A 12,829-nucleotide genomic window follows, 5' to 3' on the forward strand; every position below is an offset into this window, starting at 1 on the left:
GCGGGGAAGGGGGACGGGGACGCTGGGAACCGGTGTGCGGGCGGCCTGGCGGACGGGGAGCGGGCCGGACGCACGACCGGACGGCACCAAGTCCGGTGCCGCCCGGCCGCGTCGGCGCGCTCGGTTGTCGCCGGATCCTAGTGCTTCAGGATCTTGATCCGGTCGTACATGCGCACGAACACATTCCAGGTCGGGACCAGCTCGCCCTGGGAGTTGCGCGGGAAGTTGGAGACCCACGGCTTGAGCAGGCCGTAGTTGTACGGGTTGTAGACGAAGATCGCGGCGCCGTCCTTGAGCATCAGCTCGTCGGCCTGCCGGTACATCTCCAGCCGCTTCTCTTCGTCCTTCTCCCCGGCCGCCTCGCTCACCAGCCGGTCGTACTCCTCGTTCTGCCAGGTGTGGCGCGAGCCGGTTGGGAACTTGGAGTACCAGACCAGGTACTGGGTGTTGTTGGGGTCGGGGTAGTCGATGTACCAGCGGACCCACCAGAGCTGCAGTTCGTGCTTGTAGGCCCGGTCGTAGACCTCGCGCTGCTCGCCGATCTCGTGCTTGATGTCCATGCCCAGATGCTCCTTGAGCATCTGAATGATGGCCTCGGCGGCGGCCTTCGGCGCGTCGCCCTCTTCGCGCTGGGTCAGGGTGATCGGCGGCCAGTTCTTGCCGCCCTCATACGGGGTGCCCTTGAGCAGGGCCATGGCCTTCTCCGGGTCGAAGGCGGTGTACTCCTCGTACTTGTTCGGGTTGTACCCGGGCATGCCCGGCGGGGTCATGGTATAGGCCGGGGTGCCGAGCCCCTTGAGCACGTTGTTGACGATGACATCCCGGTCGATGGCGTGGGACATCGCCAGGCGCACTTCCCGCACGTCGAAGGGCGGCATGCCGAAGTGGGGGGCGAGGTACCACGTCCCGTACAGGTTGTACTTGACCATCTCCTTGGACAGCGTGGGGTCGTTCTGGACCCGTTCGAGCTGCCCGAGCTGCCCGCGGTAGTGCCAGTCGATCTCGTTGTTCTCATAGGCGAGCTGGGAGGCATCGGACGCGATGATCGGGCGCTCGATCCGCTGGAGCGTGATGTTGGCCGCGTTCCAGTAGCCCTCGTTCTTCTCGCAGATGACGATCTCGTCGTGACGCCACTCCACCAGCTTGAACGGGCCGTTGGAGACGCAGTTCCCGGCCTCGGTCCACTTGTCGCCGTACTTCTCGACCGACGGACGGTGCGAGGGAGCCGCGGCGATGTAGGACGCCAGCACCGGGAAGTAGCCGCGCGGGCCTTCCAGCGTGCAGACGAGGGTGTAGTCGTCGACCGCCTTGACGCCGATGTCGTCGCGGGTGAAGTTGCCCTGCCCCAGGTTGAACGGCTCGGCGTTCTTCAAGTCGTAGAGGAAGCCGGCGTAGGGGGCAGCGGTCGCCGGGTCGAGCTGGCGCTTCCAGGACCACTCGTAGTCGTGCGCGGTCACCGGGTCGCCGTTGCTCCACTTGCTGTCTTTGCGGAGATAGAAGGTCCAGACCGAGGCGTCCTCGTTGGCCTCCCAACGCTCGGCGATGTCTGGCTGGACTTGCAGATCCTCGTCGAACTGGCCGAGCTGGGCGAAGAGGCTCTCCTCGCCGCCGCAGTAGAGGTCCCAGTTGAAGTCGTGGCTTGTCGGGTCGGTCTCGAAGTTGACGCGGAAGACTTGCTCCTCGGCCAGCTCCCCTTCCGCCGAGCCGGGCTGGCTGGTGGACTCACTGCCGGTTCCCTGGGTTCCCTCGGACCCGCCGGTGGTCCCGCCGCCACCCTCTCCCTCGGAGCCACCGCAGGCGGCCAGGGCGAGCGACACGGCAGCGGCGCCCCCGGCCGCGCCGACGATGGCCAGGAACTGGCGCCGGTCGGCTCGCACGGCTTCAAATCGTTTGTGCAGCAGCCGCAATTGTTCCGGATCTTCCCACCACCGAAGTTTGTCCATCGTCTCCTCCTCTCGCGCCGCGTTCGTCGCGGCCAGGCCAATCCATCGTGGTTCCGCTACCGTTCAGGTCCTACATCGTGGAGAGGAGCATCCGGCCGCCCAGCCGGTGGATCCTCGCGCGCTCCGCCTACTTCTGCTGCATGCGCGGGTCGAGCGCGTCGCGCAGACCGTTGCCGAAGAAGGTGAAGGACATCATCACCACCGCGATCGCAATCGCCGGGAAGAGCGCGAGGTACCAATAGGACTGCAAGTACGGGAAATACTCACCGACCATTTGCCCCCAGCTTGGTCGCGGCGGGTTGATGCCGACGCCGATGAAGCTCAGGCTCGCCTCGGTGAAGATGGCCTCCGGCACACCGAAGGTCAGCGCCACGACGATGGGGGTGAGCGCATTAGGGAGCATGTGGCGGGTGATCAGCCGCCAGGGCCCGGCCCCGACGGCGCGCGCCGCCTGGATATAGTCCTTCTCTCGCATGGACAGGAACTCGGCGCGGGTCAACCGGGCGATGGTGACCCAGCCGGTGATCCCAATGGCGATGAAGATGTTCTGCAAGCCCCGCCCGAGCGCGGCCATGATCAGGATCACGAACAGCAGTTGGGGGAAGGCGTACATCACGTCGACGAAGCGCATCAGGATGGTGTCGGTCTTACCGGCGGCGTACCCGGCGATGGCGCCGATGGGGACGCCGATCAGGAAGACGATCACCTGCGCGCCGAGGCCGACCAGCATCGACACCTGGGCGCCGTAGATCATGCGGCTGAGCATGTCGCGCCCCGTCAGGTCGGTACCCATCGGAAAGTCGCGGCTGGGGAACTGGGAGATCGCGCTGTAGTTGGGCTTGTCATAGGGGTAGGGCGCGATCACGGGCGCAAAGATCGCCATCAGTGCGATCAAGAGGATGACGATTCCCCCGGCCAGGGCCAGGCGGTTGGCGATCAGGCGCCTGAATGCGTCCTGCCACAGGGTGCGGTGCGGGCGGGCCATGCCGGCCAACGTCTTTGAAGCTGGGCGGCCGGCCTCGGTAGTCGACGGCGCCAGCGTCTCTTCACGGCGCGAGCCGAGCGCATCCATGGCGTTTCTCCCCTCCTCAGGCCAGCCGAATCCGTGGATCCACCACGCTGTAGAGGATGTCCACCACGAGGTTCATGATCGCCAGGAAGATCCCGTAGAGGAGGATGATGGCCATGATCAGCGGGTAGTCGCGGGCGATCATGCTGTCGACGAAGAACCGGCCCATGCCGGGCACGCGGAACAGGGTCTCGACGAAGAAGGATCCGGTGCCGACCGCGGCGAACATCGGGCCGAGGATGGTCAAGGGGGGCAGCAGGCCGTTCTTGACCGCATGCCCGAGAATCACCGCGCGCTGGGACAGCCCCTTCGCTTGCGCGGTCCGCATGTAGTCCTGACGCATCACTTCGACCATGCTGGAGCGGGTGTAGCGGGCCAGGATCCCGAGCGGGCCGAGGCCGAGCGCGATAGTCGGCAGGATCCAATCGACCGGGCTGGTCCAGCCACCGGTGCGCGGGATGACGCCGAGCCCGAGGACGAAGACGACGATCAGGAAGATCGCCAGGACGAAGTTCGGCACCGCGACGCCCAGCGTCGCGATGAAGCTACACACGTAGTCGATCGGGCCGTTTTGGTCGACCGCTGCCAGGACGCCGAGCGGGATGCCGATGAAGATCGCGAGCAGGAGCGCCATGGTGCCGAGGTGGAGCGATACCGGGAAGGTGCGCTTGAGGATCTCCATGACAGTGCTGGTCTTGTGGACGTAGGAGCTGCCGAAGTCGCCGCGGAGGGCGTTCTTGAGGAAGGTCAGGTACTGGACGTGCAGCGGCTTGTCCAGGCCCCACTTACGGGCGAGATTCTGCTGGGCGGCGGGGGGTAGCGGGTTGGCGTTCGGCGCGTCGGGTTGCAGAGGTGAGCCGGGTGTGGCGTGCATCACGATGAACGTGACGAGTGAAATCGCCAGCATAGTTGGCACCAGCCAGAACAGGCGGCGCAGGATATACTGACTCATTTCCCATCCCCCCTAGGTCGTCCCCACGACGGCGCCGGGTACTGGAAGTTGCCCCGGGTCCGCCTGGGAACGGCGGTCCGCGGCCGCTGCTGCCTCTTGTCGGTCTCGCTACGAATGCGTAGCTACCGTATCATCGGCGTGCGGACGTGTCAATAAGAGCTGTGAGTGCGTGCGTCCTGTGAGCCGTTCAGATCGGCACATACCGGATGCGCAGAATCCAGACTGTTGGGCGGGATGGTTCAAGGTTCCGTCCCGTGCTTGCCCGAGGAAGGCCGTGTCCGGCACGATAGATCCACGTCTGTGTGCCGAATCCGGCGGCTGGCGGTCATGAGGGAAACGTCAGGAGCCCCACCGATGCCGCCCCGGACCGGCGCCATTCCACCGGGAGCCCGTCCGGGGGGCAGGCCGCCAGACGCATCACGCCTGGGCCTTGGGGTCGAGCGCGTCGCGGAGGCCGTCGCCCAGGAGATTGAACGCGAGCACCGTCAGCAGCAGCGCGATCCCCGGGGCGAGGGAGAAGAGCGGCACGTCCGTGAGGTGGATCGTCCCGTCGCGGATCATCTGGCCCCAACTCGGCGTCGGCGGTTGCACGCCCAGGCCGATGAAGCTCAGGCTGGCCTCCAGCCGGATGGCTGAGGCGGTCCAGAGGCTGGCGAGTACCAGCAACTCGCCGGCGACGTTCGGCACGATATGGACCAGCAGGAGCCGGCCGTCGCGGGCGCCCAGGGCACGTGCGGCCTCAACGAAGTCCTTGTTCTTCAGCGACAGCGTCGGGCCGTGGGCCACTCGGGCGAAGCGCGGGGCGATGGTCAGCCCGATGGCCAGGATCAGGTTGGTCATGCCCCCGCCGAGCACGGCGGCCACGAGCAGCCCGGTGATGAGGTCCGGGAAGGCGAGCATGACGTCGACGACCCGCATGATGGTCGTCTCGACCCGACCACCGCGGAACCCGGCGACGGTGCCCATGGCGGTGCCGAGCAGCCCGCCGAAGGCGACCGAGACGATGCCGACCAGCAGCGCTGCGCGAGCGCCGTAGATGATGCGCGAGAGGATGTCGCGCCCGTAGTCGTCCCGGCCCAGGGGATAGCCCTCGCTGGGAGGGGTGAGGCGATTGACCACGCTCTGCTCGAGTGGGTCATGCGGTGCTAGCAGCGGGGCGGCCACGGCCACGAAGACGATGATCGCCACCATAGCGAGGCCCACCAGGGCGGCGCGGTTCTGGGTGAAGGTGCGCCAGAGGCGCCGCCGCTGCGAGACATACCTGACGGATGGGAGTGTCGCTTCGGCCTGTGCCACCTATTCGTACCTTACGCGAGGGTCGACCAGTCCGTATACGAGATCGGTGATCAGGTTGATGAAGACGATGAAGCAGGCGTAGATCACCATGATCGACTGCACCGTGGTGTAGTCGCGCTGGCGGATCGCCCCGACCATCAACCGGCCCAGCCCCGGCCGTGAGAAGACGATCTCGGTCAGCACCGAACTGCCGATCAGCGAGATGGCGAAGATACCGACGAGCGAGACGATGGGGATCAGCGCCGCGCGGAAGGCATGCCGCAGCAGGACGACCCGGTTGCTCAGCCCCTTCGCCCGCGCCGTGCGCACGTAGTCGTCGCCCAGGACGTTGATCATCACCGAGCGGGTCATGCGCCCGATGTAGGCCGTCTCGATCAGCCCGAGGCTGATAGCCGGAAGCGCCAGGTGGTGGAGGTTGGCCAACGGGTCCGAGAAGTTCCCGGCTCCGAGGGTCGGGAAGAGGCGCCAGCGCACGGAGAAGAAGTACAGGAGCAGGATGCCGAGATAGAACGCCGGGAACGACAGCCCCGCCAGCGACAGGACCCGTCCCACGTAGTCGACCATCGTGTTGCGGCGGACGGCGGTGATGATGCCGACGGGGATGCCAAGGACCAGGCCGATGAGGATCGCGGCAACGGCGAGCTCGATCGTGTGCGGCAGCGCGAAGCGAATCTGATCGATCACCGGTTGGCTGCTGATCAGCGAGCGGCCGAGATCGCCGCGGAGCAGCCCGCTCAGGAAATCGACGTACTGCACGTAGAGCGGCTTGTCGAGGCCCATCCGCTGGCGCAGGGCCTCGACTGCCTCCTTTGAGGCGTAGTCGCCCAGGGCGGCCGTGGCCGGATCGCCCGGCACGACGCGCACGATGATGAAGATGAGCGTCAGTACCGCCAGGAGTGTCGGCACTGCAAGCAGGATGCGCTTGAGCGCATAGACAGCCACAGGCGCCACCCATCCTAGAGCACGGCCCGCCCGGAACCGAGCAGGACCCGAGCGGGCCGCGTGGACACGTTACCCGGTGATGGTCGTCAACTCGGTGATCTGCGGGTAGAGGGCCAGCGACGACTTCAGCTCATGCCCGTAGTCAACCCGTTTGGAGCGCCCGTAGACCTGGTTGATGTACAGGAGCGGCATGGCCGCCATGTCCTGCAGGATCCGGGTGTTGATCTCCTTCCAGAGCTCCACCTGCCGGTCGGGGTCGGTCTCGGCCCGTGCCTCCTCGATCAGGTCGTCGACCTTGTCGTAGTGCGAGAAGTTGGTGTTCGGCTTGGGGCCGGTGACCACGATGGCATCGGAGTGGAAGAACTGGGAGAAGTAGGCGTCCGGATTCGGCCGGAAAGCGATGTAGATCACGATCGGGTTGACGTTCTCCCGGATCAGACTGTGGAACGTGGGGTGGTCGACCACGTTCACCGTGAGCGTGACGCCGATCTTGGCGAGCTGTGCCTGGAGTGCTTCATAGTGCTTGCGGTAGCTGTCCAGCTCCGACGTGACGACCTCGAAGGTGAGGTTCTGTACGCCGGCCTCGGCGAGGAGCTGCTGGGCGCGATCGGGGTCGTAGTCGTAGGCGACGCCTGCCTGCTCCGCCTCCTCGCGCGTCAATCCGCCGGCCATCAGTTCGGCCGGGGCGACGGAGTAGACGCTCTGCGCGACCGGCTCGCCGAAGAGCGCCAGGTGCTCCTCACGGTTCATAGCGTAGGCCAGCGCTTGGCGGACTCGCACATCCGAGAGCGGCTCCCGGCTCATGTCGAAGTTGACGAAGGTGACCTCGCCGACACCGAAGACGTCGGCTGTGAGCCCGTCGATCGCGTTGATCTTGTCCACCCAGCGCGCTTCGGAGATGCCGTCTACCACGTCCATCTCGCCCGATTGCAGCGCCAGCTCACGGCTGGAGGGATCGGGCATGAAGCGCAGGGTGACGCCCGCCAGCTTGGGCGCGCCGCGGAAGTAGTTGTCCCAGGCGACCAGCTCGATCGTGTTCTGCGGCGTGTAGTTCTGGAACATGAACGGTCCGGTGCCGACCGGATGGGTCTTGATGGCGTCGGGCCCCATCGCCTCAACCGCCCGCTGGCTCATGATGAACCCGCCGGAGTAGTTGGCGACCTTGGGCAGGAAGAGGAGCGGCGAGAGCGGCGTGTCGAGCGTGATCCGGACGGTGTAGTCGTCGACCTTCTCGAACGTCATGCCGGTGTACTCTGCCGCGTAGGCCGAGGTGTCTGAGTTGGCCGACTTCTGGAGCGAGAAGACGACGTCGTCCGCCGTCAGCTCGTACGACTCCGTCTGCGGGCCGGGGTGCCACATGACCCCCTGGCGCAGGGTGAAGGTCCAGACCTGCTTGCCGTCCACGATCTCCGGCTCCGGGATCTCAGTGGCCAGGTCCGGCTCGAACTGAGAGCTGTCGCCCGGCTTGTAGCGCACCAGAGCGTTGAAGATCATGTCGACCACGGTGCGGTCGGGGGTGCTCGATGCGTAGTGCGGGTCCAGGGTGCCGAGGTCCGCCGCGTCGAGTGCGAAGCGGAGCACCGGTCGATCACCCGAGGGCGCGCCGCCCGACGGAGTCTCGCCGGGCTCGGTCGTCGCGGTGCTCCCGTTCCCCTCACCGGCGGGGCTGGTCGGTTCGGTTTCTTCGTTGCCACCACCACCGCAGGCAGCGAGGAGTCCGCCGATGACGGGCGCGCTCAGGCCGATCATGGCAGCTCGGCGGAGCAGGGCGCGTCGGCTGATCTGCCCCCCGGCCACGGCGGCGGCGAGTTCGTGCATCTCACGGTCACGTTGCTGGTTCATGACTCCTCCTCTGCATCAAACACGCCCAACCACACGCCCGCGAGGGGGGTGGAGACGTCCATGGGTGGGAACGGGTGGTGCCACTCCGGGCAAGTCCCCGAAGAGCGGGTCTGCCGTCGGGTTCGGCTCAGGAGAGCGCCCGCAGCGCGTCGGTAATCACACCGGTGTTGCTATTCGACCAAGTACTAACAGACAGCCGCAACGGTGTCAACAGCGGCATGTGTGAAAGTGGTGTGCGCCTAAGGTATTGCGACGCGCGGGACGGGACGCGGCGTGCCCCGCCACCAACGCCCGGGGCAGCCAGCAGGGATAACAGGAGCTCCGCCGTGCTGAGCTTTCCGCGGCGCTCGGTCGGTTGCCGCTACAATGCGGGTGAGGGCGGGCGCGACGAGAACGTGCCCTGCGCCGGGGCCAGGGTGCGGCCGCGGTTGATGATGCGGAGGTGATGGCGAGCCATGGGCCTGTCGGATGCGGTGAATCGGGTCTTCCGGAACGGAATCCTCCACGCGACCACGAACCCGGTGGTGCGGCGCACCGTCGAGCGCTACGGGATGCAACTCGGCGCGGCACGCTTCGTCGCTGGTGAGAGCCTCGACGAGGCGATCCAGGCGCTGCGTCGCCTCGAAGACATGGGCTTCAAAACCAACACCACGATCTTCGGCGAGCACGTCTTCGATGCGGCGACCGCCGACGGGGTGGCCGACGACTACATCCGGGTCATCGATCGCCTCAAGGCCGAGGGATTGCGCACCAACATCGCGCTCAAGCCGACCCACCTGGGCCTGAGCGTGAGCCAGGAGGTCGGCTTCCGCAACGTCCGCCGGGTCGTCGAACACGGCGCGACGATCGGCACCTTCATCCGCATGGACATGGAAGACTCGCCGTGGGTCGACGGCACGCTGGGGATCTACCGGGACCTGCGCGAGGCGGGCCTGGACAACACCGGGGTCGTCCTCCAGGCGTACCTCTACCGCAGCGAGGTCGACCTCGAATCGTTGCTCCCCTACGCGCCCAACATCCGGATCGTCAAGGGGGCGTACCTCGAGCCGCCCGACATCGCCTACCCGAGCAAGGCCGACGTCGACCGCGCCTACATCCGGTTGGCCGAGCGCGCACTCTCCGCCGACGGCTACACCGCGATCGCCACCCACGACAAGCGGATCATCGAGCACGTCATCGACTTCACGATCGCCAACAAGATCCCCCGCGACCGCTTCGAGTTCCAGATGCTCTACGGCATCGCGACGGACCTGCAGCTCCAGCTCCTCCGGCGCGGCTACACGGTGCTCATCTCCACCAACCACGGCACCGGCTGGTACCCGTACCTGATGCGCCGGCTGGCGGAGCGCCCGGCCAACCTTCTCTTCTTCGCGCGCAACGCCGTCCGGCTCCCGTTGAGTACGTGACGCCATCACGGCGCGGCGGTCGGTGACGGATAACCGTTGCGGGACTGGCCCCGTCTACCCGCCAGCCGCCCGCGCTCCCCGCGCGTCATCCTGAGCGGAGTCGGGCGCGGCGCGCCTAGCCGGTCTCGCGGGCGACCGTCGTTGCCTCTGCGGGGGCCGGAGCGGCAACGGCGTGCGCGAGCCGGGCAAGGTCGTGGTCGGCGATGCCGGGGTACACCGGGAGGTAGAGCACCTGGTCCATGACGCGCCGCGCCTCCCGCGGCTCCAGCTCCGGTCGATCCGGCGGCGGGTCCACGACCGACATGCTGGAAGCTCCCCGCGTTGCGTCGAAGCCGTGTCGCCAGAGTCGTCGCACCAGACCGTCCGGGTCCGCGGCCTGGATCGGGAAGACCCAGTAGCTGTGCTCAGCGGCGCGCGTGCCGGGTCGGTCCACGCCGGGCATGAGGGCGATCGCCGTGCGGGCTGCTTGTGCCCGCCGCGCGACCCGGCGCGGGTCGAACCGCGTCACCCGCCGGGCGAGCAGGGCCAGGAGCGGCGCGGACGGCTGCTGCCGGATCTTGGGCATCAGTCCCGCGCCTGGGAACCCGCGCAGGGCACCACTGATGACCGCGTCGTGCTCCCGCCCCAGCGCATGGCATGCAGCGGTAAAGGCCCCGTACGGCACCGGCGTGGCTAGCAGCTTGAACATGCCGAAGGTGAGCACCCGCTTCAGGTAGCGCCGGCGGCTCTGCACCGGGTATCCCGCCTGGAGCGAGCGCATTCGCTCGCGGATCGCGCCGTCGCGCACCGTCACGATCCCGCCACCCAGAGCTGTCGCCGTCTTGATCGGACCGAAGCTGAAGAGGCAGGCGTCGCTCGCGGGATGCCCGTGATAGTCCGGCCCGGTGAACGCCTGAGCGCAGTCCTCGATCAGCACGAGCCCGCGTTCGTGGGCGAAGCGCGCGACGTCATCCAGCGGCATCCGGCTCCCGAACAGGTGGGCCACCAGAATCGCGCGCGTGCGCGGCGTCCACGCCCGCTCCAGGTTCGCGACCGGCACCGAGAGCGTCGCCATATCGAGATCCACCGGCACCGGCACCAGACCGTGATGCTCGATAATCCGGGTCATGTCCCGGATCGTAATCGCCGACACCAGGATCTCGCTCCCGGCCGGGAGCGCCAGCGCATGGAGGAGCAGGTCGAACGCGCTGCGCACCGACAGGCAGGCCAGTGCCTCACCCTGCGGCGACCACGCCGCCTCGACCCGCCGCTGCGCCGCGGCGCGGTCGCCCGGCCACAGGCACCGCGCCGCCGCGACGGCCAGATCCGCCCAGCCGATATCCGGCTTGCCTCGTGGGATCATCCGCACCTCCAGACGGGAGCGCTTCTCGCGGTGTGAGTCTGTTCGCCGCGGCATCGCGCCGGGTATGGGTGCCAGTATCCCCGCAACGGGACCGTGCCGTCGAGGGGGTTTGACAGGGCCTGCCACCATGCCGATGGTGGCAGGCCCTGCGGTGTGTCCCTCGCCGGTACGCTGCGTTTCCGGTCGTCACGCACGGCATTCGCGTCCGTGCGGCTACCGCAGTGCGAGTGCCGGGAGCTCGCCCATGGGCGGATCGAACAGGCTCCAGAGATGCGTTGCGCCCTCGGGCGTGCCCTGGGTGACCGTCGCCGCGCCGTCCGCGACGGCCTGCGCCCACGGTAGCCGGCCGGTGAGGAGGCCGCGCAGCGTCGGCTCGGTGGTCTGGATCTCCAGTGCCGCGTCGGCAGGAGCCGTGGCGAGGACCTCCGCCACGTCGGAGCGGATGGCGAGGCCGTAGCTGGCGCCCGTATCGGTGCAGTGGAAGCCTACCGTGAGGTGCGTTCCCTCGCTCTGTGCCGGGTTCAGGCGGGTGGCGAGCGCGCGAAGGAGCAGCGGGATCGGCATGGTGGCGGCGACGTCCGGGTTCCCCAGCGCGCGGAGCGTGGCGAGGAGGCGGGCACGATCCAGCGTCCCGTCGATCTCCTTGGCGCCCATCAGGTAGTTGTTGCGCCAGATGGGGTTGCTGGTCCGATACCCGAGCTGTCGCAGGGCATCCGCCTTGAGCCGGCGTGCGTCCTGATCCTCCGGGTCCAGCCGGAGCAGGTGCGTCAGGAGCTCCGCGACCCAGCGGAAATCGCCCGCGTTGTACGCTGCCTCGGCGTTGGCAATTACCGCGTCACGTCCGCCCATCGCGTCGACGTAGCGGGCGGCGCGTTCGCGGCGGGGCAGTGGGTCGATCGAGGCGGGGTCACCCTGGAACCACCCGTAGTAGTTGTGATAGATCTGCCGCACCGTCTGCTTCACGGTGCCGTAGAACTCCCCGAGCCAGGGATGATGACGAAGGCGAGACGGTAGCTCGGTGAGGGTTTCTGCGAGCTCGTCGCGGGTGTAGCCGCGGGCCATCAGCCGGACGGCCTGGTCATGGACGTACTGCACCGCATCCCGGTAGGCCATGAGCAATGCCCGGGCGTCATCCTTGCCCACGAGCGGGCGACCATGCCCGAAGATGAGTGCCTGTGCGTCGTACTCGCGGAGCAGGTCGATCGCCCGAACCCACTGCAGCGGATCACGGACCGCGCCTCGCAAAGGGTACACGTTCGGTAGCGTCTCGCCCTGGATCACGTCCGCGACATGCAGGACGCCGTGATCCGGGAACCACATGACGATCTCATCGTCCGACTCGCTCGGCGCCTCGCGGAGCTGCACGGTGATCCCGGCCACCTGAATGTCGAGCGTGCCCTGGAACACGGTTGTCGGCGGGATGAAGCCGATCGTGCCGGTGTGGAACTGCGTCCCGAGGCCGGTCTCCACCCACCCTTCGGGCCCGCGCTCCAGGTCGAAGCCGAACGTGTACGCCAGTCGGAGCGCCGGCACGATCCCGAGACTGGGATTCCCCCGCACCCCGGCGAGCAGCCGCTCGTGGGCGTAGATCGCCACCTGCCCGTTTTCGACCTGCTCCGAATCGAGAATCGCGCGCACCCCGGAGATGTGATCGGGGTGGCTGTGGCTGTAGATCAACGCCTGGATCGGCTTGTCGCTCACCTTCCGCAGGTCGCTCAGCGCCTGGCGCGCGTTCTCCTCGTTCTCGAGGCAGTCGATGATCAGCACGCCGTCGGTCCCGACCACCATCGTCATGTTGGCCTGTCCATAGCCGACGGCGACGTAGAAGTTCTCGGCCACCTGGTAGACGCCCTGGTCCATCGTCCGCGCGTGGTCGGTCAATCGCGGCGGGACCGTCGCGGCCTCCTCGGTGAAGGCGAGGTTCTTCCCCGTCAGGAAGAGTGGTTCCGGGATTGGCACCCTGTTCTCCCATCCACAAACACGTGCCATACGCACAGAACATGCATTCTAATTGGAAGTCCGACGACGCAGCAATGG

Annotated in this window: 9 protein-coding genes; 1 reads left to right on the plus strand and 8 read right to left on the minus strand. The window is 67.3% G+C overall.

The window, feature by feature from the left end; translation table 11 throughout:
• Nucleotides 1-137: 137 nt before the first annotated feature.
• The 6 genes from IRZ30_RS11250 to IRZ30_RS11275 form a co-directional block, all read right to left on the minus strand.
• A complete protein-coding gene (locus tag IRZ30_RS11250) occupies nucleotides 138-1,943 on the minus strand; it encodes a peptide ABC transporter substrate-binding protein (RefSeq protein WP_294085200.1) in 1,806 nt (601 codons plus the stop codon).
• A 127-nt stretch (nucleotides 1,944-2,070) separates the two neighbouring features.
• On the minus strand, nucleotides 2,071-3,015 hold the full coding sequence (locus tag IRZ30_RS11255; RefSeq protein ID WP_294085202.1) for an ABC transporter permease: 945 nt from the start codon (nucleotides 3,013-3,015) through the stop codon (nucleotides 2,071-2,073).
• 16 nt (nucleotides 3,016-3,031) lie between these two features.
• Nucleotides 3,032-3,964 (minus strand): ABC transporter permease, encoded by a 933-nt coding sequence (locus IRZ30_RS11260; protein WP_294085203.1) that lies wholly within the window; start codon nucleotides 3,962-3,964, stop codon nucleotides 3,032-3,034.
• 417 nt (nucleotides 3,965-4,381) lie between these two features.
• Nucleotides 4,382-5,260, minus strand: a complete 879-nt coding sequence (locus IRZ30_RS11265) for an ABC transporter permease (RefSeq protein ID WP_294085204.1) — start codon at nucleotides 5,258-5,260, stop codon at nucleotides 4,382-4,384.
• A complete protein-coding gene (locus tag IRZ30_RS11270) occupies nucleotides 5,261-6,202 on the minus strand; it encodes an ABC transporter permease (protein ID WP_294085205.1) in 942 nt (313 codons plus the stop codon). It lies immediately after the preceding gene.
• A 69-nt stretch (nucleotides 6,203-6,271) separates the two neighbouring features.
• Nucleotides 6,272-8,044: an ABC transporter substrate-binding protein gene (locus IRZ30_RS11275; protein ID WP_294085207.1), complete on the minus strand. Its 1,773-nt coding sequence runs from the start codon at nucleotides 8,042-8,044 to the stop codon at nucleotides 6,272-6,274.
• 455 nt (nucleotides 8,045-8,499) lie between these two features.
• Here IRZ30_RS11275 and IRZ30_RS11280 point away from each other — a divergent pair, with 455 nt between their 5' ends.
• Entirely contained in the window at nucleotides 8,500-9,450 is a 951-nt protein-coding gene (locus IRZ30_RS11280; RefSeq protein WP_294085209.1) for a proline dehydrogenase family protein, read from the plus strand.
• A gap of 115 nt (nucleotides 9,451-9,565) precedes the next feature.
• Here IRZ30_RS11280 and IRZ30_RS11285 read toward each other — a convergent pair whose 3' ends face one another.
• Both IRZ30_RS11285 and IRZ30_RS11290 read right to left on the minus strand, forming a co-directional pair.
• On the minus strand, nucleotides 9,566-10,792 hold the full coding sequence (locus IRZ30_RS11285; RefSeq protein WP_294085211.1) for a DegT/DnrJ/EryC1/StrS family aminotransferase: 1,227 nt from the start codon (nucleotides 10,790-10,792) through the stop codon (nucleotides 9,566-9,568).
• A 213-nt stretch (nucleotides 10,793-11,005) separates the two neighbouring features.
• Nucleotides 11,006-12,751, minus strand: a complete 1,746-nt coding sequence (locus IRZ30_RS11290) for an alkyl sulfatase dimerization domain-containing protein (protein WP_294085213.1) — start codon at nucleotides 12,749-12,751, stop codon at nucleotides 11,006-11,008.
• Nucleotides 12,752-12,829 lie beyond the last annotated feature (78 nt).

The organism is Sphaerobacter sp. (genome assembly GCF_019683595.1).
Classification (GTDB): domain Bacteria; phylum Chloroflexota; class Chloroflexia; order Thermomicrobiales; family Thermomicrobiaceae; genus Sphaerobacter.